Origin of the sequence: Kitasatospora sp. NPDC092948 (genome assembly GCF_044754805.1) — a bacterium.
Classification (GTDB): Bacteria; Actinomycetota; Actinomycetes; order Streptomycetales; family Streptomycetaceae; genus Kitasatospora.
Genome location: NZ_JBIVPU010000014.1, coordinates 78471 through 101955, shown reverse-complemented (window position 1 = coordinate 101955; position 23485 = coordinate 78471). Strand labels below are relative to the sequence as shown.

Here is a 23485-nt window from a genome sequence, read left to right as displayed (position 1 = left end):
CGGCGCCCTGGGCGCCGGGCCGGGTGTGCCGCGTCCTTACGGGCGGCCGGTGGACTTGCGGAAGCGGCGGATCGCCAGGAACGAGAAGCCGGCGAACCAGGCCAGCAGGTTGAACACCGCGCCGGCCACGCTGGAGTGCTCCCCGTGGAAGGAGAAGCCGTCGTTCAGCGGGTACCGGGCCAGCGTCGCCACCCCGTACATCGGGGTGTAGCGGGAGATCTCCAGCATCACGCCGCTGAGCGGGATGAACAGGTTGCCCAGGAAGGCCAGGGCGGTCATGGTCAGGCCCGGCATGTGCATCACCACGTCGGGCTTCAGCGCCAGACCCATGCCGATGCCGAGCGCGGCGAACACCGCGGCCCCGACCCAGGCCACCAGCAGCGAGACCACCCAGACGTTGGCGTCGGCGTGAGCACCCGTCAGCGCACCCAGCACTCCCACGATGCCGACCGGGACACCGGCCATCAGCACCGAGCAGAGCACCTTGACCAGCAGATAGCCGGGCGGGGTGAGCGGACTCATCGCGATGGTCCGCATCCAGCCGACGGACTTCTCCACCGAGATGGTGGCCGCCGAGCTGACGGCCGCGGTGGCCGCGCCGTACACCGCCTGACCGATCATCATCCAGGCGGCGAAGTTGCCGTGCGGCAGGTCGGCCCCGCCGGACGGAGCGGTCCGGAACAGTGCCAGGTACAGCACCGCGGGGAGCAGCACCGTGAAGATCGTGGTCTGCCGGTTGAACCGGCGGCGCAGCTCGTAGCGGACGAAGGTCGGGTTCACCCCGTTGAAGACCGAGGTGCGGGCGGCGGCGGGCGCCGTGACGGCGGCCATCAGACGTTCTCCTTCCGGGCGTTGGCGGCGCTCCCGGCGCGGCCGGCGTTCTCGGTGATGGCCATGAAGGCCTCCTCCAGACTGCGCGGCGCCACCTCGATGTCCCGCGCCTGGGTCTCGCCGACCAGCACCCGCAGCAGCGCGTCCGAGTCGGTGCAGGTGAAGTAGGTGCGCTCGCCGCGGACGGCGCTGGAGCGCACGCCCGGCGTCCGGGACACCACGCCGGCCTCGTACGGGCTGAGCACCGCCGAGACGGTGCGGCCGCTGGTCGCGGCGCGGATCGAGGAGGCCGAGCCGTCGGCCACCACCGCACCCTTGTTGATCATGACCACCCGGTCGGCGAACTGGTCCGCCTCCTCCATGTAGTGGGTGGCGAACATGACCGTCATGCCGCGCGCCGCGTCCTCCCGGACGGCCGCCCAGAAGTCCCGCCGGGCCACCACGTCCATGCCGGCCGTGGGCTCGTCCAGCACCAGGAAGTCCGGCCGGGACAGCAGCGCCAGCGCGAACCGCAGCCGCTGCTGCTCACCGCCCGAGCAGGCCGCCACCCGGCGGGCCCGCAGCTCGGTGATGTTCGCCCGCGCCATGCACCGCTCCGGGTCCGCGCCCGGGTGCAGCGAGGCCAGCATGTGCACGGTCGCCTCGACCGTCAGGTCCGGCAGCAGGCCGCCGGACTGCAGCACCGCCGCCACCCGCCCGGCCCGCACCGCCTGCTCGGGGCTCACCCCGAACAGTCGCACCTCTCCCTCGTCCGGCCGGGTCAGCCCCAGCAGCATGTCGATCGAGGTGGTCTTGCCCGCCCCGTTCGGCCCGAGGAACGCCACCACCTCGCCCCGCCGAATCCGCAGATCCAGCCCGTTGACGGCAGTGAACACCTCGCCCTTGGCGTTGGTGAACCGCTTGACCACACTGGAGAGTTCAGCCGCCAGGGGGGACGTCGTCCCCCTCGACGCCGTACGGTTCTGGTAATCGATCATCATCCGAGTCCTCACGATTCGGCGGAGGTTCGCCTCTTGTGAGCACTACTTTCCAGGGCTCCCCTATCCCCCCGAACCGGCCCGCCTATCGGCCCCCTATCCCGTCCCCGGGCACGCGGAAGGCGGTGCCGCGAGAATCCCGCGACACCGCCTCCGACCAGCACCGTCGGACCGCGACGAGCTTTCACCCCGGCCTCGGGATCCGCCGCCGCGCATCCCTGCCGGTGCCGTCGTCCATCAGGACGGCAACTGCTCCACCGCGTCGACGAAGCCGACGGTCCGTACCGCGCTGTTGAACTCGACGTCGTCGGCGCGGCCCCCGCTGTCACGGCCGAGGATGCGTTCGCCGATGAAGGCATGGGTCTGCCGGTCCAGGATGAGCTGGATGTAGCCCAGGTTGGGGTCGAGCATCGACACCGCCTCGCCGGTCCGGCCGAGGGCGTCGGTCGCCTCGGAAACGTAGGTGATGTGCGGGATCTTGGCCGCGGCCCGGAACAGCGCGGCCTGCTGGGGGGCGGGGCAGGCACCCAGCAGGAGGTCGCGCACGAGGTCCCAGACCGCGAGGTCGCGGGACTTCTCGTGGCTGGAGACCCGGTCGGCCACCCACGGGTCGGCGTAGAGGATCCGCAGCAACTTGTCGGGGTCGGTCGGCAGCTTGGCCAGGTCGGCGTAGGGGGGCCCCTGGGAGAGGCTGGTGCGGACCTGGCCGGGCTGGATGATCTGGGACAGGTCGCGCTCGGGCGCCTTGACGTTGGAGTACTTGCCCAGGCCGGGCTTCGAACCGTCGACGGACATCCACCCCTCGGAGGTGGAGATGTCGGTCGGGTCGCTGGTGACGTGCATGGTGTTCATGTAGACGAACTGGTCCGGGCGCGGCATCGGGGCGTCGGCGAGCGCGTCGGCGGCGAGGTTGAGCACCGAGATGGCCTCGGCACTGGACTCGGTGGCGCCCGGCCCGGCGACCTGGGTGCTGACCACGCCCGCGGTGAGCGCCAGCGTCAGCGCCGCCGCGACCAGCAGCCGGCGCGGGCGCACCAGGCGGCGCCAGTGCGAATCCCGCCGCCCGGTCGGCCGGCCGGCGATCTCGTCCGCCAGCTGCTGTCGGCCACGCAGGCAGGCGTGCGCGGACATCGGTTCGGTGTCGGCTCGGAACTCGGCGAGCCGGGTGATCTCGTCCACGGGATCTCCTCGGTCAGTGCGTGGGGTGGTCAAGTGCGGCGTGCAGCCGACGGCGGGCGCGGTTGAGCCGCGAGCGGACGGTGCCGAGCGGGATCCGCAGGGCCTCGGCGATCTCGTGGTACGTCAACTCGGCCCAGGCGAACAGCAGGAGGACGTCCCGCTCCTTCGCCGTCAGCCGGGCCAGTACGTCGGCGATCTCCTTGGCCCGGGCTCCGGCCGTCACCCGGTCGGCGACCGTGTCGGCGTGGTCGCCGGTGTCCAGCGGGTCGACGCCGCTGCGCGCCAGGGCCCGGTAGCCGGAGCGTTCGGTGCGCCGATGGCGGTGCACCAGATTGGTGGCGATGCCGTACAGCCAGGGCCGGGCGTCGGGCCGTTCCCGGTCGTAGCGTCCGCGCATCCGGAACGCGGACAGGAAGGTCTCGGAGGTGAGGTCGTCGGCCGCCGCGGTCCCGACCCGGCGGGCCAGGTAGTGGTGCACCGCGACGGCGTGCCGGTCGTATATCTCGCCGAAGCGGTCGGGTTCGGCGAGCGACGCCCCGATGACCGCCGCGTCGTCCGATCCTTCCCGCACGGGCGCGTCTGTCGGGGACGCCGTCGTCATCCGCCCACCGCCCGTCGACCTGTCGCCGCTGTCCGGTCGGTCCTGCACATGGGTTCTCCTTCACGGTGGCCTGCCCCGGTGCTTCTCCTCTCTATTGCCGTCCCGCCCGCGCCCGGTTCGGCGGATCCGGCCGGAAATTTCCGGCCGCCCCGACGACGACCGCCCGTGGCCGCAGCGGCAGTTCTGCGAGCCGTCGGGAATCGGGGGCGGGCATGGCGAAGCACCAGCCGGTACCGGCTGGTGCGGATGCTCGGGGCGGGAGGTCGCCGCCCCGGCGGCGCAGTCCGCAGATCGGCTGCGCCGCCGGAGGCGGTGCTGACGTCACATCACTGCGCGGAGACCGGGATGTCCTTGCTGCGGTCGAACGCCCTGATCGGGGTCATGGCGCCGATGCCGGGGAGGCTGACGGTGTTCTCGTGGCTGACCTGGGTGCAGCTGTTCTCGTCGTCGGCGGTGGTGGCGGCGGCGCCCTTGAGAACGGCGGACGGGTCGACGGGGGCGGCCGGGCCGCCCTGCGCGCCGGCGGGGTAGCCGGTGCCCGACTTCCAGTCGGGGCCGATCAGCAGCTCGATCGAACTGCCGGTGCCGGCCTCGACGGCGCTCGCGGGCAGGCCGAGCACGTCCGCCACCTGCTGGGCGTCGGCCTCCTTCCCGGCCGGGTAGCGCAGGGTGGTGTGCTCGACGGACGTGTTCTTGGCCGCGGCGGTGTCCTTGGAGAACCCGGCCGCGCGCAGTGCCTCGGCCAGGGCGCCGGCCCGGCCCTCGGTGCCGCTGCCGTTCTTCACCACCACGGCGATGTTCTTGCGCGGCGTCGCGTCCGCGGGCGGGGCCGCGGGCGCGCTGCTGGAGGGTGCGGCGGGCGGCGGCGAGGAGGGCGCGGCGGTCGCGCCGGACGGGTCGGCGCTGAGCGACTGGTCGTTCTTGATCGACGTGAACAGCTTCTTCGCGTCCGGGCCGACCACCAGCCGGCTGTCGTTCTTCGGGTCGGCGTCGGTCTGCATGGTGCTGAAGGTGACCCGGGACGGCGGCACCTTGTTCAGGTCGTCGGCCAGGCCGGCCAGCTTGGTGACCCCGTCCAGGCCGGGGTCCACGGTGAGCGCCTTGGTGGCGGCGTCGGCCAGCGACAGCACCTTGACCGGGTCGGTGAGCGTTCCGGCGCTCTTCAGCTGACGGATCATCGACCCGAGGAAGGCGTGCTGGGCGCCGGCCCGTCCCAGGTCGCCGCCGTCCCCGAAGCCGTGCCGGGTGCGGACGAACTGGAGCGCCGCCATGCCCTTCAGGGTGTGCGTGCCCTTGGCCAGCTTGAGGTGCGAGTACGGGTCGTACACGTTGTCGCTGACGCACACCGGGACGCCGCCCACCGCGTCCGACATCTTGATCACGCCGACGAAGTCGACCATGACGAAGTGGTCGATGGGTATGTCGGTGAGCTTGTGCACGGCGGCCACGGTGCAGCCGGGTCCGTACTGGAGCGTGGAGTTGAGCTGTCCGCGGCCGGCCTTGGACGAGGTCTTGTGCTCCTTGTCCACACAGCCCGGCAGGTCGGTCATCAGGTCGCGCGGGATGCTCATCACGGTGGCGTTGGAGCGGTCCGCCGAGACGTGCAGCAGCTGCATGACGTCGGCGTTGGCGCCGGGCCCGCAGTCGCTGCCGCCGATGTCGCAGTCCTCGGGGTTGTCGCGCCCGTCGGAGCCGATCACCAGCACGTTGATCGGGGTGCGCCCGAACTCGTCCGGCACCTCGTGCCCGGCGTCCCCGCTCTCGCCGGCGAACAGCGGCGCGGACTTGATGTTGCCGTTGTACCGGACGTACAGGTAGCCGCCCGTGCCGACGGTCAGCACCACCAGCCCGGCCACGCTCCAGGCGACGATCTTCAGTCCGCGTCGGCGGCCCTTGCGCCCGCGCTTGGCCGCCCGCCGGGTTCCGGCCCGACCGCCGTCCTGCGAAGGTTGTCGGCGCGTCTTCCCCGCGCGCCCGTCCGCCGCCGACTCGACGGCCTCGGCCTGTCCGCGTGTCACCATGCACCCCCGTCGCCCGGTCCCTCCGGGCTTTTCTTCTCCTATTAGATGCACGGCGGGCTCCCGATGTTGCACCCGGGGTTGTGATCATCCCTGCGGGGCCTCCCAGTTGGTCACCCGCACTGCCCGTCCCCGGCCCCGATCGGCACCCGGGGCGCGCCGTGGAAGACCTGCCGCCCGTGCCACTCGCGGTGCCGCCTCGCCACCGGGGGGCTGCCCGGCTGCGGGCCGAGGACCGGCCGGCCGACCAGGGCCAGCACATGCTGCCGGCTGGCCTCGCTGCGGCCGACGAAGCGTCGGGAGACCAGGATGCGGCGGTCGTCCCCGAGGCCGAGCACGCCCTTGTCGAAGAGCTTGTGGTGCAGCGAGCAGAGGCACAGGCCGTTGTCGACCTCGTCCGGCCCGTCGTGCGACCACCAGCGCACGTGCGCGGCCTCCAACCCGACCGAGGTGGCGCCGAGCATCCCGTCGTAGCCGCAGAACGCGCACTGGAACTCGTAGGCGGTGAGCACGAGTTCCCGCAGCTGCCGGTCACGCTGCCGCCGGGCCGCGGCGGCGGCCCCGTTCACCGCCCCGACCTCGGCGAGCTCCAGGTCGAGCCCGACGGCCTCGCACAGCTCCACGTGCAGCGACGGCGGGAAGTGCGTGTCCAGCAGCACCCGCACCAACCGGCCGAGCAGCGACGGCTCCCGGCGCAGCGCGGCCAGGAGATCGGGCGCGAGCCGCCCCGTCGCCCCGCTGGAGCGGAGCAGCCCGACGCCGCTGCCCGGGCTCCCTGCGCCCCGATCGGTCCGCACCTCCCACACCCCGTCACTGACCAGGTGGTGGAACGGATAGGCCGGCGTCGTCGGATGCGCCGGCCCGTACTCGACGAGCAGTCGCTTGAGGTCCTGCTCGACGGCGCTGTACCGGAGTTCGCGCCCGGCGTCCTGCTGGTGGCTGCCCAGGGCGTACAGCAGCAGCAACGGCTTGTGCGGCGCACGCGCGCCGTTGCTCGTCCACCGTCTCAGCCGCGCCACCCGATCGAGCCAGTCCATGCCCGCCAGGGTAGTTCGCGCGGCCGGTCCCAACTCACGGGAGGGCCGGGCCGGTTCGGCTCCGGCCCGGCCCTCCCGGGGTGGTTCGGACGTCAGTGCCGCCTGGCGTGCCGCCTACGGCCCATCAGCACCAGCGCCGTGCCCGCGCCCAGCAGCAGTACGCCGAAGAACACGATCCGGCCCGTGCCGGTGATCCCGGTGAAGGCCAGCGAACCGTCCGGCGCCCGGTTCGACCCCGGCCCGGCCGGCGGGGCGGGCGCCGCGCTCCCGGACGCCGCCGGCGTCGGGCTCTCGGACACCGTCGGCGTCGGGCTCCCGGACGTCGTCGGAGACCCGGATGCCGTCGGCGTCGGGCTCGGCGGGGCGGAGCCCGAGGCGGAACTCGACGGGCTGGGGCTCGGCGTGGCCTCCGGGACGTACACGCCGGCGTCGATGGAGTGGTCGACCCCGCCCGGCTCGGCCGGTGCGGTGACGTGCGTGTACCCGATGCCGAACGGCCCCGTGGTCGGCGGGAGCACGTTGGAGTCGTGCTCCCGGTCGTCGCCGGCCGTCGGGAGGGTGAACCGCAGGTCGGCGGCGGCCGGCCGGCCCGGCACCCCGCCGGTGTCGGCGGTGGTGACGTCGAACTCCACCGTGTAGTCCCCGCCCGGCGTGAGCAGGTACGCGGCGCCGACCCCGCCGAAGTAGTACTCGCCGTTGGCGTCGGTCGTCGTGGTGGCGACCCGGTTGCCCTGGGGGTCGAGCAGGTGGACCGTCACGCCCGGCAGCCCCGGCTCCCCGGCGTCCTGGACGCCGTTGTGGTCGCCGTCGAACCAGACCCGGTTGCCGATCTGGACCGGCGCGTTGGCCGCGGTGTACGCGATGTCGCCGAGGCCGCCGGCCTTGCCGAAGCCGTTCTTCTGGACGAACTCGTAGCCGTTGGCGTCCGGCTTGTTGCCGGGGCCCTCGCCGGTGTCGATGTCGTAGTAACCCGTCCCGCTGGTGAAGTAGTTGACGGTCGGGTCCATCTGGGTGCTGATCACCCACTGCTGCTGCGGGATGTAGGCGACCCCGCCGAGCGAGGTCTCCTGGTGGTAGAAGACCGCGAAGTCGCCCGCGAAGTACGAGACGACGCCGCTGGGCCGCGGCAGCGGGGGCGTGTTGGTGGCGGCGTGGTTGGGGCAGTTGCCGGTGCCCTCCCAGGCGTACCCGCCGGTGGGCACGGCGCAGGCCATGTTGATGTCGCCGCCGGCGTAGCCGGATTCCGTCCTGTTGTCGCCGGGCCGCGGGTCCAGCCCGACGCTGGCGATGTCCATGAACCGGTCGCGGAAGCCGAGGATCATCGAGCCGTCGCGGGCGAAGGCCATGCTGGCCAACTCCGGCTCCGGGTAGACCATCCAGTTCCCCAGCCGGTAGCTGTCCCAGTTGTCCAGGCCGGCGTGCCACGGGTTCCAGTAGTGGGTCTGGTCGTACTCGGCGCCGCCGGTGCTGACGTAGCTGCGCTCGAAGTCCAGCCGCTGGCTCAGCACCTCGGTGAACCGCTTGCCGTCGTACCCGTAGACCACGGCCTTCAGGTCGGCCCGCCGCTGGGTGCTCTCCGCGGTGCACACGCCGCCGACGTACACGGTGTTGTCGTGGACGGCCAGGCCGGCCGGCCGCCAGTCGCCGGACGAGGCGCAGCCCGGGTCGGGGATCGTCACCGTGTTCTCGGGCCCGGCGGCCTCCGACCCGGTCGCGTCGAAGCCGACCAGGGTGCGGGTGAGCATGTTCACCGCGTACAGCGTCGAGCCGTCCTCCGACAGCGCCAGGCCGCCGATGCCTTCCTTGCCCGGCGCGTCGACGAACTCGGCGTCCTTGATCATGTTGGTGCCGTGGGCCGTCTTCGTGGCGCCCGGCACTTTCGCGAACAGCGTCGGAGCGCTGCCGCCGTCGGCCGGCACGGTGTAGATCGCGTCCCCGCCCTCCGGCCCGTACGCGGTGAACCGCCGGGCGAACGCCGCCTGGAACAGCCGCCCGCGGTACTTGTCGTACGCCAGCCCCGAGGTGGTGCCCACCTGGTCCTGCGTGTCCAGCACGGTCGGACAGGCCGGCCCGGTCGGGCAGGTGCCCCGGACGTCCTTGCCGAACGACACCAGCGCCCGGGTGTCGCTCCCCATCACCCGGTCGGTCTGGACCGGCACGAAGTAGCGGGCGTCCGCCTCGCTGTAGTCCGCCGCGTCCCAGACGCCGGTGATCACCGAGGCGTCCTTGCCGCCCGAGACGTCCACGAACGTGGTGAAGCTGTCGAAGTGGTTCGCCGCCGTCGACGCGGGCGCCGGCCGCAAGTACCCGTCGAACGGCGCCGGCACGCTCACGTCGACCCGGTACCGCCCGCCGCTCAGCGCGTCCGACGGACCCACCACGACCTTCCCGGTGGTGTCCGTGGTGCCGGTCACCCGTCGCCCGGCCGCATCGGTGACCGCGACCTTCATGCCCCGCTGGGGGACGTCCATCGCCGTGTTGATCACGCCGGTCCCGAAGAAGTCCCGCAGCACCTGGACCGTCAGCGTCCCGTCGTTCGCCGCGGCCCCGGCCTGCCCGGCCCCCGTCACGACCGCCCCGGTGGTTCCCCCCACCAGTAACAGGCCGCACAGCCCCACCCGGGCCAATCTGCTCATTGGCATGTTGTTCCTTCACGTCGCCCTGCATCGTCACCACGCCGGTAACGACCGTGAGTTTTCCATAAGTTGACGCAAAGTCACACAAGCGGAACAAGGGATTTCGGCATCCTCGGCGCCGACGGGAGACGGCCGCGCCGGGCCGATCCACCGGACGACCGCCGCCGGACGACGGCCGCTGTCCGCGCGGCCCTTCAGCAGGCGGCAGCCGCCGGCGGGTGGTAGCGGCGGCTCAGCAGCGGCGAGGCCCGGTGGCCGCGGGCGATCAGGGCGTATCCGGCATCGACGGAGTCTGCCGGGCCGTCGGCGGAGCGGCGGGTGAGGAGGTAGAGCAGCAGGTCGATCCGGTCGGTCTCGCTGCGGGCGGTGATGTGCTGCAGCGCGTCGCCGGGCAGGGCGTGGGCCCACAGGATGCCGACGACCTCGTCCGCCTCCTGCGCCGGGACGGGCCCGGACTCTCTGCGCCGCAGGCTGGCGTAGACGATGTCCAAGTCATCAGCCCCAGCTGAGGCTGCCGTCGGCCACGGTCACGGTGCCGGCCGGGGCGTCGGAGCCGAGGGCGGTGACCGCGGCGGGGGCGGCGAACAGGGCGGAGAGGGCGAGAGCGGCGACCGCGGCGGCCTTGACCAGACGAATGCCCATGACGGTGATTCTCCTCAACAGCAGTGGCAGGAAGGTGGGTTCCGGTTCGGCGCCCCGCGGTTGGCGCTCGCTCCGGTTCGCCGCCCGGTCGGTTTCCCCGGCGGCGATCACCAGCTTGGCCCGGATCGGGACCCCTCGGAAGGGCTGCCGAATGTCGCCAACCGGCCTGTCCGACATCGGACACCGCGCCATGTACACGCCAAGAGCGCCGGATCCGACACCGAGGAGAAGGACACCACCTCGACTCTGAGACAAATTCGCAGGTCAACCCCGTGAAATCCGGCACATGCGAGCAGAGTCGCTCTTGTGTACGACTTCGATCCACTGGATGATCAGTGAAGATTCGTACACCGCCGCCCACACCGGCGGCACACGATTCCTGGGGGGAATCCGTGCTGGAGGCACTCGGTCTGACCGCCCGCGCCGGTCAGGTCTACCAGGCCATGCTCGCCCGTCCCGACGACGACATCGACGCCATCTCGGCCCACTGCCGGATCTCACCGGGCGACGTCCACGACAGCCTGGACGAACTCGGCGCACTGCTGCTGGTCCGCGCCTCCGCCGAACATCCCGGCCGGATGCGCGCCGTCGACCCGTCGATCGGCCTGGCCGACATGGTCGCCCGGCAAGAAGCCGACCTCGCCGCCCGACAGGCCGCCCTCGCCGCCTCCCGCGCCGCCGTCACGCGGATGGTCGCCGACCGGGCCGAACACCGCGCCTCCCACGGCGAGCGCCTGCTCGGCATGGACGCCATCCAGCACCGCCTCGACCAGATGGGCCGCGCCGCCACCCACGAGGTCCTCAGCAGCCAGCCCGGCGTCCAACGCCCCGAGGACCTCGACGCCGCCCGCCCCGCCGACGCCGAGGCGCTCACCCGCGGCATCGCCATCCGCACGCTCTACCAGGACTCCAACCGCCACCACCCGCACGCCGCCCACTACGCCCACTGGCTGCTCGGCCACGGCGGCGAGGTCCGCACCGCGCCCACCATCCCCCAGCGCGTCGTCATCGTCGACCGCAGCCAGGCCCTCGTCCCCATCGACCCCGACGAGACCCGCAAGGGCGCCCTGCACGTCACCGAACCCGGCATCCTGAACGCCCTCCTCGACCTCTACGAACAGGCCTGGAACACCGCCGTCCCGCTCGGCGCCACCACCCCCGACGACCCCACCACCGGGCTCACCTCCACCGAACGCGAACTGCTCCGCCTCCTCGGCACCGGCCTCACCGACGACACCGCCGGACAACGCCTGGGCATCTCCGCCCGCACCGTCGGCCGCCACATGGCCTCGATCATGGAGCGTCTCGGCGCCAGCAGCCGCTTCGAAGCCGGCATCAAAGCCGCCCAGAAAGGCTGGCTCTGACGCCACGTCACCCCGGTTCCGCGGACAGCCCGGAAGCACGGCCCGCCCCGAGGCGCCCGCCGACCCGCCGCCCGCCGCCGCACCTCGACGGAGCGCATACGACCTGAACACTCGGGGTATCCACTTCATCACCATGCGTATGCGGCCACTGGGATGCGGCCGATTCGCACGACGCCCGGGCCCCGCGCCTCGGGCCGTCCCCCGGAGATCCCGGCTTCGGCTTCACGGCCGGGCCGGTCGGGAGACCCGCGTGCGCATCGGCCGGGGCTCGGCGGCCCAGCCGAACGGAGGAACACGATGAGGGTGCCCATGGACCGGAGTCGCCCCGGGGATTCGGACGGCGTGCGAGCCCGGCCGCGCGCCGGGTTGGCCCGCCTCCTGGCGGGTGTCGTGACGGCAGTGCTGGTCGCCGCCGGGCTGACCGTCCTGGGGGCCGGGCCGGCGGCCGCGGTGCCCCCGGTGCCGGGCAACCTGGAGGACGTCCAGGCCGTCACCTACAACCTGCAGGGTGCGGGCAGCGGCGAGGACGTCAACAAGTGGACCAAGGACCTGCCGCAACTCTTCAACGCGGGCTACACCATGATCGCGCTTCAGGAGGCCGGCCCCGGGCAGGTGGTACCGGGCCAGTTCCTCGGCACCATCGGGACCGCCGGCCCCCAGCCGGTACAGGTCTTCCAGTGGGACGGGGGCACCCAGGGCGGCGGCCCCTACTACATCTACTACCTGCGGACCGACTTCGGCGGCAACCGGGTCAACCTCGCCATCGTCACGCCCTGGTACACCAACCAGATCCTGTACGCCCCGAACCCCGGGGCACGCCCCGCCTTCGGCATCCAGCTCGGCAACGCGTCGTACTGGACCGCGCACGCGGACTCCCTCGGCGGGCAGCAGAACAACGCGGAGGCCACCCTCAACGCCATCCAGGCTGGGGCGCCCAACAACAACTGGCTGGCGATGGGCGACTGGAACCGTGACCCCGACGTCCGGCCGATCGCGGCGCCGGCCGGAGCCGTGGAGTACCGCAGCGCCCAGTACACCGTGGGCTTCTACACCGACAACCTCGCCGAGGCCGACTACTTCTTCACCGGCCGGCCGCTGTCCGCCGGCGCACTCTACGAGGGCGTGCGACTGAACGCGCTGAGCAGCGACCACACCCCCGTCGGACTGCTGCCCCTCGCGCTGCGCGGCGCCGCCGAAGCGATCGAGCTGCGCAGCGTCGGCGACGACGAGCACCGGCTGGCCGTCCCCGGCGGCACCACCGCCGACCAGACCGACCTGATCACCTATCCCCCCTCCAGCCGCACCGGCGGCCAGGCCGCCGTCCCCGCCGCGGGCCCCGAGCAGACCTGGCGCCTGGTCTCGCAGACCCTGCCGTCCTTCGTCCTGATCAACGAGAAGACCGGCAAGTGCGTCGACGTCCGCAACGGCATCGCCAACCAGCAGGACCTGGTCGACCAGGCCACCTGCTCCGGCCAGAGCACCCAGAACTGGTACTTCCACCCCGACCCCGATGACTCGGCCACCGGCGTGCTCACGAACGGCTACCACACCAACAGCTGCCTCAACGTCATCGGCGCCAACGGCAACGTCGCCGGCGCCTCCATCTACCCCTGCAACGACTCGCGCACCCAGCAGTGGGAGATCGCCAGCCGGGAGTCGTCCGCCATCGCCAGCGTCAGCAACGGCAGCCGCCTGCTCGACGTCGAGGGCGCCTCCCAGGACAACTACGCCCACGTGGTCACCTACGCCGGCAACGGCGGGGCCAACCAGTACTGGCACCTCGACTCCAGCGGCCCCGGCACCTTCACCGTCGTCAACGAGGAGTCGGGCAAGTGCCTGGACGTCCACAACGGCACCCACGCACTCCCCGGTGACTGGGTCGACCAGTACGACTGCGCGGGCCAGCTCACCCAGAACTGGGAATTCACGACCGGCCCCAACGGCAGCGTGCACCTGGTCAACACCTACTACGGCTGGGACCTCGACGTCCTGCGCAACCTGACCGGCGACGACCGCTGGGTCGGCGTCTACCCGGACACCGGCGGAACCAACCAGCAATGGACGTTCCTGACCTGACACAGCAGCCACACCCGTCCTGATGAGGCTTCACCTCCCGGGGATGCAGCCTCATCGGTCGGGCACCGCCGCAGTACCGGGTCCACGTCAGACCGCCCCAGGTCGCAGACGGTCGTCCAGGTGGGCCTGCACCGGCTCGAACAGCCCGTACGGCACGAACTCGGCGATCTGCTCGCACGTGACCCACGCCAGCTCGGCGAGCTCCTCGGTGTCGACCACCGTCGCCGCACCGCTCACCACCTCGCAGGCCGTGTACGACATCCGCCGGCCGGTCTTCGGGTGCACGCGCTCACCGAGCAGCCCCACGGCCTTCACCGCCAGGCCGACCTCCTCCGCGGTCTCACGGACGGCGGCCGCCTCCGGCGTCTCGCCGGCCTCGATCTCCCCGGCCGGAAACTGCCACGACAACTCGCCTTCCGCGATCCGGCGTTGGACCATCAGCACGCGGCCGCCCCGGACCACGACGGCGGCGGCGATGCCCGGCTCGGCGCTGGTCGACTCAGTCATTCTGCGGCTCCTCCAGGGGTGGCCCCGAGCTCGACCGTATCCCGGTTGCGGGCTTCGCCGGCCAGCACCCGGCAAGGCAGCACTGGCACCACACCCCGGTGGCCGGGCGGAGGCGGCGCCGAATGGCCTCAGCCGCGCGCCGGTCGGCAATGCACAGGCCGCGCCGGCCCTCGGACAGTCCGCCCTGCAGGCCGAAGGCCCGGGCCAGGTCCGCCCACGGCGCCGCCCCGCCCCCGCACCATCGCAAAACCCGCACCCGAAAAGAAGAAGGCCAGGTCGGACGGTGTCCGGCCTGGCCTCAACTGCGGTGGGCCGCCAGGGTTCGAACCCTGAACCTACGGATTAAAAGATCAACGCCGTTCGTGCTCCGGCGGGTTGGAGCAGGCCATTTCCTGCCATGTCTGCAGCGTGTCGGCGTGTGCGGTGACGGCCCATCCGGCGCCGGACGGCCGCTGCCACGCAGTCCGCTCACGCGTCGCTCACGCAGGAACATCCCCAGACCGTTCCGGAGCACGCCGTACGCCGGCGGTCGGGCGTCGGGAGGGCTCAGTGCTCCGGGGTCGGGTACAGGCTGGCCAGGGGATTCTCATAAGTCTTGGCGGGCATGCAGTCGGGGGCGGGGCTCTGCATCAGACCGGCCCGCAGTTCGCGGGAACTGTGCTCCGGGTCGGTCTTGGCCAGCGGCAGGTAGATGAAGAGCCGCAGGTCGGTCGGGATGGCGCTGGGGCGGATGGTGAGAACCTGCCGGGGGCCGTCCGGACCGGCTTCCCCCCGCATGTCCCAGCCGAAGGCCGACAGCCGGTCCTGGTTCGCCTTGGCCTCGGTCTCCGGCGAGTAGGAGGGCATCGTCGGGTCGGGGGCGTGGCAGCCGGGCTCGCCGGCGTAGACGCGGCTGCGGACGCCGACCCGGTCCAGGTCGTGCTGCAACTGGGTCGCGTCAATCGGCTTGTAGCCGTCCAGGACGGTGAGTTTGACGAGGTCGTCGCTGCTGCCCTGCAACGTGTACGCCACGGTGGTGACGCTGCCCAGCCCCTCGCTTCCCGGCGCGGCCACGCTCGGGGAAGGCGCGGCGCGGTGGCCGGGCGCCACGACGAGCGCGGCCCCCGCCACGGCAGCGGCCACTCCCAGCGGGAGCACCACCCGCAGCATCAGGGTCCGTCGCTTGGTCGCGGGCCGGGAGTTCTCGGTGATGGCGCCCATCAGATGTTCCTTCAGTAGGAGCTGGCGGCGGCGAGGGAGTTCCGGGTCGCCCGCGGCCGGCAGCAGCCGGGCCAGTTCCTCCCGCTCAGCCTGCTGGGACTGGTGCTGGGGGGTGGCGCTCATCGGATCGTCTCCTTGGTCGACCGGACCGCGAAGGCGCGGTCACCTGTTACCTGTCCGCGCTTGTCCGTGCGTTGCAGATTGTTCGCGGAGCGCTTCGCCGCCAGTTCCTTCTCGGTGAGGTTCCGCAGCCGGGTGCGGGCGCGGGAGAGCCGGGAGCGGATCGTCCCGATCGGCTTGCCCAGTGCCTCGGCGACGGCCGCGTGGTCGAGCCCCTCCCACACGCACAGCGCGAACACCTCCCGGTCGGCCGGGCGCAACTGCTCCAGCGCGGCCTTCGCCGCGGCGATCTCCTCGGCGTCGGCCATGCGGCTGGTCAGCTCGACGGCGAAGTCGGGGGCGACTTCGCGCGGCGGAAGCGCGGCGAGTGCCTTCCGGTGGCGGCTGGCGGCCCGGCGGGTGTTGCGGATGACGTTGGTGGCGATGCCCAGCAGCCAGGGCCGCAGGCTCTCTCCCTCGGGTTCGACCCTGGTGCGCAGGCGCCATGCCTCCAGAAAGGTCAGCGAGACCACGTCCTCGGCGATGTCCCAGCTCCCCGTCATCCGGACAGCGTGCCGGTACACCGCGCGGGCGTGGTCCTCGAAGACCTGCCCGAACGCCCTCGCATCCCCAGCCCGTATTTGAGCGCGTATCGATTTCTCCACGCCCGTACCTGTCCCGCCGCGTCCGGCCGTTGCCGTGACCCGCGCCACACGAACGCCCCGGCCTCGGCGATGTCTTGTCGCCCCTCGCCCAGGGGCCGCACGTACGAGATGGTAATCCCGCCGCGTCAGCCGTCCGCGGAGACAATCGGCGGCAGCGGGTCGGGCCCGCTCATGACTCGGACAACGGCCGTCGGCCTTGGCGGAGGCACGGTCACCCGGTGTTCGGCCGGCACCGTCCGGCCACCGAGCGGGCGCTCCGGCCCGCACACCGCGCCGGTGACCGGGCTCCCGGCCATCCGCAGCGCCCGTGCCACGGTGAGGAGTTGGCCGCTGGAGCGGACGACGTCGCCGATCAGGACGGTGCGCGGAACGGTGATGCCGATGCCCTCGATCTGCCGGCGGGAGCCATCCGGCTTCGGCAGACGACGCACAAACCCGGCGGGCAGGCCAGTGGCGGCCGACAGGGCGACGACCAACGGGATGCCGCCCGGTTCGATGCCGGCCAGGACCTGGGCACCGGTGGACATGAGGTCGCCCGGCGCCCTGTCGGTGTCGCGCAGCAGCGCCGGGTCGGAGACGAGGCGCACGCCATGTCGGCACCTCATGGCCTGCTGCGGCCCGCGCCGCGGTGAAGCCTGCGGCCTCTGCTGGTCGGAGACCGTCTCGACTCCCTTCCCTCACCGTCAGCACCCAGTTTGTTCAGGGCGGTTGAGAGGCCGAGGAGTCCATCCGCAGCGCGCTCACGCAGATGCCCCGAGAACGCAGCAGCACCCCGACCGCTCGAATTGGTCGGGGTGCTGCATTGCAGGTCAGAGGCGGTGTTACCGCCACGTTCCACGTGGGCCGCCAGGGGTTCGAACCCTGAACCTACGGATTAAAAGTCCGCAGCTCTGCCAATTGAGCTAGCGGCCCGGTGGCAGGCGTGGGTCCGGTGGGACAGCGCCTGCCGGGGTGATCCTACCTGGTGCGTGGTGGGGGATGGCCAGCGGATTGTTGGGCGGGTCGACGGGCGTCAGGTGGTGGGGAGGTGGGCGGCGCGGACGCGGCGGAGCCAGCTCTCGACCGGGCGTTCGTCGGGGGCCGGGGGCAGGACGCCGGGGCGGGCGAGGCGGGTTTCGGCGTCGGCGAGGAGGGCGGTGGCGTCCTCCGGGCGTTCGGCGAACTGTTCGCCGAGGGCGCGTATCCGGTCCGGGTCGGGGAGGCGGATCTCCAGGCGGCCGGTCTCGTGCAGGGCGACGCCCTGGCGGACCAGGCGGACCAGGTGCCGGGCGTGCTTGGCGGCGCGGGCGGCGCCCGCCGGGTCGGTGCGGTCGCGGGAGGAGAGCTTGCGGAACTGCTGCCGGGCGTAGCCGAGGTACGCGGAGCGCACCGCCGGGCCGCTCAGGAAGGACTCCCGCAGGCCGATCAGCTCCTCGCCGAGCGGTGTCCGCACCTCGTACAACTCCTCCGGCAGCCAGACGAGTTCGGTGGCAGTGGGGTTGCCGGAGAGGGCCAGCCGGCACCACTTGGCGGCCTCGTGCAGGGTGCGGTCCGGGGCGGTGGTGACGTGCGACTCGGCGGGCCGGTGCAGGCCGTGGAAGGCGACGGTGGGCGCGGCGAACAGGCCGAGCCGGTCCAGGTCGGAGCCGGCGTGGGCCAGGCCGTACGCGGTGGAGCCGACGATGCCGGAGAGCAGGACGTGCATGGGAGGTCGCCTCCTCGGGGCGGTCCTCCGCAGTCTCACCCCGGACCACCCGCACGCGCGAGCGATTTCCGCCCAGCCCAGTCCCGAACAGTCCCGAACAGTCCCGAGCGGCCCCGAGCAGTCCCGAGCAGTCCCGAGCAGCCCCGCACGCCCCTGCCCGCCGGGGTCAGGACACGGCCGAAGGTTCCCCGACGCCGCCGCACCTCGCGCCGATACTGGGCGCATGGCGAACGGCGAGATCCCGGCGGCGAAGCTCCGGGCCTGGTGGGCGCACCGGCAGTGGCTGGACGGCGGTGCGCACCGGGGCGCGTCCCCGGCCCAGGTGCTGGCGGCCACGGGGTGGGCCCGGTCGGTGGGCGGCACGGCGCCGTATCTCGGGCTGTTCGCGCGGGCGGGGCTGGGCCGGACGGCGGTGGACGCGGCGCTCGCGGCGGTGGAGGTGCAGGAGCTGCCCGCGGCCCGCGGCTGTACGTACGTGCTGCCGGCGGAGGACTTCGCGCTGGGCCTGGCGGCGGGCGCGGGCGTCGCGGAGTCGGAGATCGCCGCGGCGGTCCGCCACCTCGGGGTGACTCAGGACGAGATCGAGCAGCTCTGCCTGACGGTGTCCGAACTGCTCTCCGACACCGAGCCGTTGGGCCCGCAGCAGATCCGCACCGCGGCCGGCCCGGCGGCCCGCTCGCTGGGCGAGCCGGGCCGCAGGCGCGGCGTGTCGACGACGCTGCCGCTGGCGCTGGGGCTGTTGCAGTCGCGCGGGCTGATCCGCCGGGTGCCGGTCGACGGACGGCTGGACCGACAGCGGTACGGCTACCTGCGCTGGGACCGGGCGGTGCACGGCGAGGCCGCCGACCTGGCCCGGCGGTACTTCAGCTGGGCGGCGCCCGCCTCGGTGCGGCACTTCCGCTGGTTCTCCGGCTTCAACGCTGCCACCGCGAAGGCCGCTCTGGCCCCGCTGGAGCTGATCGGGCTGCCCGGCGACGAGCTGCTGATGCCGGCCGAACTCATGGACGAATGGGCCGGGTTCACCGTCCCGGAGCAGCCCGCGTACGCCCTGGTGGCGGGCATCGACGGCCTGCACCTGCTGCACCGCGACCTGTCCCGGCTGGTCGACGAGCGGGACGCCGACCGCACCGCACCGGCGTCCCGGACGGGCCGGAGCTTCGGCAGCGAGGCCGACCCGTCGACCCACCTGGTGGTGGACCGCGGCCGGATCGTCGGCTTCTGGGAGTACGACCCCGAACAGCGCGAGCTGGTGCACCAGTTGTTCGTACCGATGGACACCGCACTGCGCACCGCGATCGACGCCGTTGAGACCTTCGTCCGCGAGGAGCTGGGCGACGCCCGGAGTTTCGGCCTGGACTCACCGAGGAGCCGCGCCCCGAAGCTCGCCGCCCTGCGCACCGCCAATCGCTATGCCTCGCCCGGCAGTTCGAGCGGCAGGTAGCCGAAGCCGGCGACCCCGGGCCGGGCCCGGCGCAGGCCGTCCAGCAGCGCCGGGGGCGTGGCGGCGTACACCGTGGTGTAGTGGTGCTCGCCGAGCGCCGGATCGTTGGTCCAGGCGGGCTGCTCGGTGGCGGGGGTGGTGGCGAACTGCCCGTCCGCGCCGTTCCGGTTGCCCCGGCCGTCCAGCCGGACCCACCACGAACTCCCGGGCAGCAGGACGCCGTTGAGCCCGTGCAGCACCTCCAGCCGCTGGTAGCACAGGCCGGCCGGGATGCCGTTGGAACGCAGCAGCGCGGCCAGCAGGTGGGCCTTGCCGTGGCAGATCGCGTCGCCGGCGGCCAGCACGTCCGAGGCCCGGTAGGCCGCCGACCAGCGGTCGACGTCGGCCGAGTGGTCGATCCGGTCGCGGACGAAGGCGAACACCGCCTCGGCGGTCGCCACCGGATCGGCCCGCCGCAGCGCCGCGGCACGCTCCACCACAGCAGGGTGCCGGTGGTCGACCACCTCGTCGGCGGCCAGGTACGCGTCGAGGTCGGGGCGGTCGGCCCGGAGCGGGCCGTACGGGGAGACAGAAGGGTCCATGGCAGTGATGCTGCGCCGCCGACTCGCCGTCGGGCAAAGGGATTTCATCCGATGGACTACCGTCGGGCGCAGTGGTTCCGTGAACGAAGGGACAGTCGGCATGGTGCAGAACGAGGTGCTGGTGGTCACCGGCGGCGGGCGCGGCATCGGGGCGGCCACCGCCCTGCTGGCGGGCGAACGCGGCTACCGGGTGTGCGTCAACTACCGCGCGGACGCGGCCTCGGCGGACGGCGTGGTGGAGCGGATCCGCGCCGCGGGCGGCACCGCCGTCGCGGTGCAGGCGGACGTCAGCCGCACCCCCGAGGTGGAGCGGCTGTTCGACGCCGCGGAACGGGAACTCGGGCCGCTGACCGCACTGGTGAACAACGCGGGCACGTTGGAGAAGCAGTGCCGGCTGGACGAGCTCGACGAGGACCGGCTGAACCGCATCTGGGCGGCCAACATCACCGGCCCGTTCCTGTGCGCGGCCGCGGCGGTGCGCCGGATGTCCACCCGGTACGGCGGCCGGGGCGGGGCGATCGTCAACGTCGGCTCGGCGGCGTCCCGGCTCGGCTCGCCGGGCGAGTACGTGGACTACGCGGCGTCCAAGGGCGCACTCGACTCGATGACCCGGGGCCTGTCGCTGGAGGTGGCGGCCGAGGGCATCCGGGTCAACACCGTCCGCCCGGGCCTGATCCACACCGACATCCACGCGCTGGGCGGCGAACCCGGCCGGGTCGACCGGGTCGGCCCCAACCTGCCGATGGGGCGCGGCGGACAGCCCGAGGAGGTCGCCGAGGCGATCCTGTATCTGCTCTCCCCCGCCGCCTCGTACATCACCGGCTCCTTCCTGGACGCGGCCGGCGGACGCTGAGCCGCCCACGGCCGCCGGCCTGCGGACGTCGCCGCGCCGGACGCCCGACGGAAACCGACTCGCCGGACGGCCGCAGGACGGCCTCCGGGCGACGACTTCCCGCCAGGCCGTCGCCACCCCGTATGAACATCACACGTTGCGGCGATACCGGTTCGGTCAACGCCACGGCCCACCGCCGCCCACCGCCCCTACGGTGGGCGGCATGACCGAGACCGAAATCGCCGCCGCGCCGTTCCACGACATCCCCGACGTGCTCAACCTCCGCGACGCCGGAGCGGGGGTGTACCGCCCCGGGCTGCTGTACCGCTCGGCGAGCCTCAACCGGCTCACCGACGAGGGCGCGGCCCGGCTCGCGAAACTCGGCATCCGGACGGTCGTCGATCTGCGCAGCGCTCCCGAGCTCGCCATCTGGCCGGACCGTCCGATCGGCGAGGACGTCCAGTACCTGAACCTGCCGATGCTGCCCGACCCGGCCACCACCGACCGCACCTGGCCCGAGGACCAGGCGGCGCTCTACCCGTTCATGGCCGAGACCGGCGGCGTCGCCGTCGTCGGCGCCGTGCGCGCGCTGGCCACCGGTGCGCCGATCCTGGTCCACTGCGCCGTCGGCAAGGACCGCACCGGCCTGACCATCGCCGTCCTGCAGTCCCTGGCCGGTCTCCCCGAGGCAGCCGTCACCGCCGACTTCCTCCGCTCCAACGTCGGCCTCGGCCTCGACAAGGGCCCCGTGCCCTACCTGGACGCCGCCGGCGCCGAACGCATCTCCCGCCCGGTCGACGCCACCCACCTGACCAGCGCCCTGGCCCGCATCACAGAGCTCCACGGCACCCTCGACCACTACCTCCTCGACCACGGCGCCACCGCCGCCGAACTCGCCACCCTCCGCACCCTGCGCCCGGAATGAGACGCCGGCCCGGGCGACGGCGGTAACAGGCCGGAGCGGTCGCAGGGCGGTCGCGGGGCGAGCGAGAAAGTGCGGCGGACGACGGTGTCGGCCATCACAGGACGACCGCCAGAGACCCGCCCGGCGCGTCCGCCTCGACAGCCGCCGGGTCGCGCCGCACACCGCCGAACCGACCACCCTCCGAACCACCCCGCCGTCCCCCGGCCGCACCCGCAGTGACCGCATCACGCCCGCCGGGCCCCAACTGCCGCTCCCTCCCGGCGGGCCGGACTGTCGGGAGGGTTACCGTGGGCGGTGCGCCGGCCGGTCACGAGCCGCGCCGCGCGTCCCGCAGGCACGTCCACCGGGTACGTCCACCAGCCGTCCGAAGGAGTCCGTCCCATGGCCCGTTTCCCCGTCACCGCCGCCGTTGCCGCCGCCGGTCTGATCGGCGGCTACGCCACCGCCCGGTTCAGCGGCCGGCGCGAGCTGGGCGGCGCCGTGCTGGCCGTCGCCGGGACAACGGCCGCCGTGCGCTGGCAGCGCCGCTTGGGCACGCCCGCCGCGGCCGGTCTGACCACCCTCTACCTGGCGGCGTTCGGCGGCTCGCACCCGCTGGCGAAGAAGATCGGCGCCTGGCCGGCCGTCCTCACCGTCACCGGCGTGGTCGCCGCCGCCTCGGCGCTGGCCACCGGCGAGTAACCACCCGCCGACACACCCTCCGCCGCGGCCCCTCGGCATCCGGCACACCCTCCGCCGCAGCCCCTCGGCGTCCGGCACGCGCTCCCGTCCTGCCCGCCGCCAGGGCCCACCGACCGGCCCCGCCCTGAACGCCCTGGTGCGGCCCAGGAACGTACCGGGCACCGCGGAACAGGCCCGGCCCAGGCGCATTCCGGGCGCCGCGGAACAGGCCCGGCGCCAGCCCTACGCGTTGCCGAAGCGGGCCTCGAAGGCCGCCCGGTTCGCCGAGGGCACGCTGCGGTCCCAGACCGCGAACACCACTCGGTCGAAGGCCGCGCCCCACGCGTCCAGGGCCTGCCCGAACGCGTCCGCGACCTCGGCCGGGTCGTTGCGGAACACTCCGCAGCCCCAGGCGCCCAGCACCAGTTCGCGCGCGCCGTGCCGGGCGGCGACGGCCAGCACCCGGCCGGCCCGTTCGGCCAGCACCGGCCCGAGGTCGAGTTCCGTGCCGGGCGAACGCAGCGCCAGCTGGCCCGCGTTGGGCGCCGGCGAGGTGAGGAAGCCGAGCCGGTGCGGGCGGGCCAGCAGCTCCCCGCGCCCGTCCCGGATCACCGGCACGCCCGGCGACCAGATCACCCGGTGGCTGTAGTGCAGGTCGGTGGAGGCGCGGTGCGCCTCGTAGTAGTCGGGGGCCTCCAGCAGGCAGCGGTACAGCAGCGCGGTGCGGCAGACGTCCTCCTCCTGGGCCTTCGCCCCGCGCAGGTACCCGCCGCCGGGGTTGCGCGCGGACGCGAAGTTCAGCACCGCAACGCTCCGCCCGCCGTCCGCGACCAGCCGCTGGGCGGCCTGCATGCTGCCCTCGCCCGTCACCTCGGCCCGCCCGCGCAACGGCCCCGGGCCGGCGTCGAATTCGGCCTCCGGCGGGTAGGACACCGTCCCCGCCCTGGCCTCGGCCAGCTCCTCGGCGATCCGCACCGCCGTCCCGTCGGCGGTCCGGTACTCGCCCTGGTCGGCGATCTCCTCGTTCTGCGTGGCGAGTGCCCGCTGCCTACTGCTCATGTCGCGCACGCTAACGCGCCAACACCCGCCCCCACCACCGCATTTACCGCCGGAACGCGGACGGGCCCGCCCCACCGAAGTGGAGCGGGCCCGGTCAGTGCTCAGGCAGAGCGTCAGTTCTTCCAACGCGGCTTGCGGTCGCCGCCGTTGAAGCCGCCACGGTCGTCACGGTTGAAGCCGCCACGCTCACGGTCGCCACCGAACGAACGGCCACCACGGTCATCGCGGTTGAAGCCACCCTGCGGACGGCCACCGGAGCGGTGGTCGTCGCGACGGGCGAACGGACGGCCGCCACGGTCGTCACGGTTGAAGCCACCGCGCTCACGGTCGCCACCGAACGAACGGCCACCACGGTCGTCACGGTTGAAGCCACCGCGCTCACGGTCGCCACCGAACGAACGGCCACCACGGTCATCGCGGTTGAAGCCGCCACGCTCACGGTCGCCACCGAACGAACGGCCACCACGGTCA

22 protein-coding genes, 1 tRNA gene and 1 pseudogene are annotated in these 23485 nt (G+C 73.0%); 6 read left to right on the top strand and 18 right to left on the bottom strand.

Annotation, left to right across the window (positions count from 1 at the left end):
- Positions 1-36: 36 nt before the first annotated feature.
- The 9 genes from ACIQF6_RS30325 to ACIQF6_RS30285 form a co-directional block, all read right to left on the bottom strand.
- Positions 37-831, bottom strand: coding sequence for an ABC transporter permease (locus tag ACIQF6_RS30325; RefSeq protein WP_400900674.1), 795 nt, complete (start codon positions 829-831; stop codon positions 37-39).
- The gene (locus tag ACIQF6_RS30320; RefSeq protein WP_400900672.1) at positions 831-1808 is read right to left on the bottom strand and encodes an ABC transporter ATP-binding protein; all 978 of its coding nucleotides are present in this window, start codon (positions 1806-1808) and stop codon (positions 831-833) included. The genes ACIQF6_RS30325 and ACIQF6_RS30320 overlap by 1 nt, the downstream gene beginning before the upstream one ends.
- A gap of 237 nt (positions 1809-2045) precedes the next feature.
- Positions 2046-2987: a CU044_5270 family protein gene (locus tag ACIQF6_RS30315; protein WP_400900670.1), complete on the bottom strand. Its 942-nt coding sequence runs from the start codon at positions 2985-2987 to the stop codon at positions 2046-2048.
- 13 nt (positions 2988-3000) lie between these two features.
- Positions 3001-3588: an RNA polymerase sigma factor gene (locus ACIQF6_RS30310; protein WP_400900801.1), complete on the bottom strand. Its 588-nt coding sequence runs from the start codon at positions 3586-3588 to the stop codon at positions 3001-3003.
- A gap of 326 nt (positions 3589-3914) precedes the next feature.
- A complete protein-coding gene (locus ACIQF6_RS30305) occupies positions 3915-5609 on the bottom strand; it encodes an LCP family protein (RefSeq protein WP_400900668.1) in 1695 nt (564 codons plus the stop codon).
- 110 nt (positions 5610-5719) lie between these two features.
- Positions 5720-6643 carry a phosphorothioated DNA-binding restriction endonuclease gene (locus tag ACIQF6_RS30300; protein WP_400900666.1) on the bottom strand — a complete coding sequence of 308 codons (924 nt, stop codon included), beginning with the start codon at positions 6641-6643 and terminating at the stop codon, positions 5720-5722.
- A 92-nt stretch (positions 6644-6735) separates the two neighbouring features.
- Complete coding sequence (locus tag ACIQF6_RS30295) at positions 6736-9285, bottom strand: SdrD B-like domain-containing protein (protein ID WP_400900664.1); 2550 nt, start codon at positions 9283-9285, stop codon at positions 6736-6738.
- Positions 9286-9473: 188 nt separating this feature from the next.
- Positions 9474-9770, bottom strand: coding sequence for a hypothetical protein (locus tag ACIQF6_RS30290; protein ID WP_400900662.1), 297 nt, complete (start codon positions 9768-9770; stop codon positions 9474-9476).
- Positions 9771-9774: 4 nt separating this feature from the next.
- Entirely contained in the window at positions 9775-9921 is a 147-nt protein-coding gene (locus tag ACIQF6_RS30285; protein WP_400900660.1) for a hypothetical protein, read from the bottom strand.
- Between the two features lie 392 nt (positions 9922-10313).
- On the opposite strand from ACIQF6_RS30285, the gene ACIQF6_RS30280 reads away from it, so the two are divergent.
- Entirely contained in the window at positions 10314-11285 is a 972-nt protein-coding gene (locus ACIQF6_RS30280) for a LuxR C-terminal-related transcriptional regulator (protein WP_400900658.1), read from the top strand.
- A gap of 342 nt (positions 11286-11627) precedes the next feature.
- The gene (locus ACIQF6_RS30275) at positions 11628-13361 is read left to right on the top strand and encodes a ricin-type beta-trefoil lectin domain protein (RefSeq protein ID WP_400900656.1); all 1734 of its coding nucleotides are present in this window, start codon (positions 11628-11630) and stop codon (positions 13359-13361) included.
- 87 nt (positions 13362-13448) lie between these two features.
- On the opposite strand, the gene ACIQF6_RS30270 is transcribed toward ACIQF6_RS30275, so the two are convergent.
- The 6 genes from ACIQF6_RS30270 to ACIQF6_RS30245 form a co-directional block, all read right to left on the bottom strand.
- On the bottom strand, positions 13449-13868 hold the full coding sequence (locus ACIQF6_RS30270) for an NUDIX hydrolase (RefSeq protein WP_400900654.1): 420 nt from the start codon (positions 13866-13868) through the stop codon (positions 13449-13451).
- 546 nt (positions 13869-14414) lie between these two features.
- Positions 14415-15191, bottom strand: coding sequence for a hypothetical protein (locus ACIQF6_RS30265; protein ID WP_400900652.1), 777 nt, complete (start codon positions 15189-15191; stop codon positions 14415-14417).
- Positions 15188-15832: an RNA polymerase sigma factor gene (locus ACIQF6_RS30260; protein WP_400900650.1), complete on the bottom strand. Its 645-nt coding sequence runs from the start codon at positions 15830-15832 to the stop codon at positions 15188-15190. The genes ACIQF6_RS30265 and ACIQF6_RS30260 overlap by 4 nt, the downstream gene beginning before the upstream one ends.
- A gap of 125 nt (positions 15833-15957) precedes the next feature.
- Positions 15958-16419: an orotate phosphoribosyltransferase gene (locus ACIQF6_RS30255; protein WP_400900648.1), complete on the bottom strand. Its 462-nt coding sequence runs from the start codon at positions 16417-16419 to the stop codon at positions 15958-15960.
- A 252-nt stretch (positions 16420-16671) separates the two neighbouring features.
- A tRNA-Lys gene (locus ACIQF6_RS30250) sits at positions 16672-16744 on the bottom strand.
- Positions 16745-16844: 100 nt separating this feature from the next.
- Positions 16845-17516, bottom strand: coding sequence for a DNA polymerase beta superfamily protein (locus ACIQF6_RS30245; RefSeq protein ID WP_400900646.1), 672 nt, complete (start codon positions 17514-17516; stop codon positions 16845-16847).
- A gap of 223 nt (positions 17517-17739) precedes the next feature.
- Between ACIQF6_RS30245 and ACIQF6_RS30240 the strand changes: the two genes are divergently transcribed.
- Complete coding sequence (locus ACIQF6_RS30240) at positions 17740-18957, top strand: DNA glycosylase AlkZ-like family protein (protein ID WP_400900644.1); 1218 nt, start codon at positions 17740-17742, stop codon at positions 18955-18957.
- Here ACIQF6_RS30240 and ACIQF6_RS30235 read toward each other — a convergent pair.
- On the bottom strand, positions 18924-19538 hold the full coding sequence (locus ACIQF6_RS30235; RefSeq protein WP_400900642.1) for a transglutaminase family protein: 615 nt from the start codon (positions 19536-19538) through the stop codon (positions 18924-18926). The genes ACIQF6_RS30240 and ACIQF6_RS30235 overlap by 34 nt on opposite strands.
- A 100-nt stretch (positions 19539-19638) precedes the next feature.
- Between ACIQF6_RS30235 and ACIQF6_RS30230 the strand changes: the two genes are divergently transcribed.
- The 3 genes from ACIQF6_RS30230 (at position 19639) to ACIQF6_RS30220 (ending at position 21976) form a co-directional block, all read left to right on the top strand.
- Positions 19639-20391: an SDR family oxidoreductase gene (locus ACIQF6_RS30230; RefSeq protein WP_400900640.1), complete on the top strand. Its 753-nt coding sequence runs from the start codon at positions 19639-19641 to the stop codon at positions 20389-20391.
- 202 nt (positions 20392-20593) lie between these two features.
- Positions 20594-21295, top strand: a complete 702-nt coding sequence (locus ACIQF6_RS30225) for a tyrosine-protein phosphatase (RefSeq protein WP_400900638.1) — start codon at positions 20594-20596, stop codon at positions 21293-21295.
- A gap of 381 nt (positions 21296-21676) precedes the next feature.
- The gene (locus ACIQF6_RS30220; protein WP_400900636.1) at positions 21677-21976 is read left to right on the top strand and encodes a hypothetical protein; all 300 of its coding nucleotides are present in this window, start codon (positions 21677-21679) and stop codon (positions 21974-21976) included.
- Positions 21977-22198: 222 nt separating this feature from the next.
- On the opposite strand, the gene ACIQF6_RS30215 is transcribed toward ACIQF6_RS30220, so the two are convergent.
- Together ACIQF6_RS30215 and ACIQF6_RS30210 are read right to left on the bottom strand one after the other, a co-directional pair.
- Positions 22199-23014: a TIGR02452 family protein gene (locus tag ACIQF6_RS30215; RefSeq protein WP_400900634.1), complete on the bottom strand. Its 816-nt coding sequence runs from the start codon at positions 23012-23014 to the stop codon at positions 22199-22201.
- A gap of 113 nt (positions 23015-23127) precedes the next feature.
- Positions 23128-23485, bottom strand: a pseudogene (locus ACIQF6_RS30210) (RNA helicase); the annotation flags it as partial.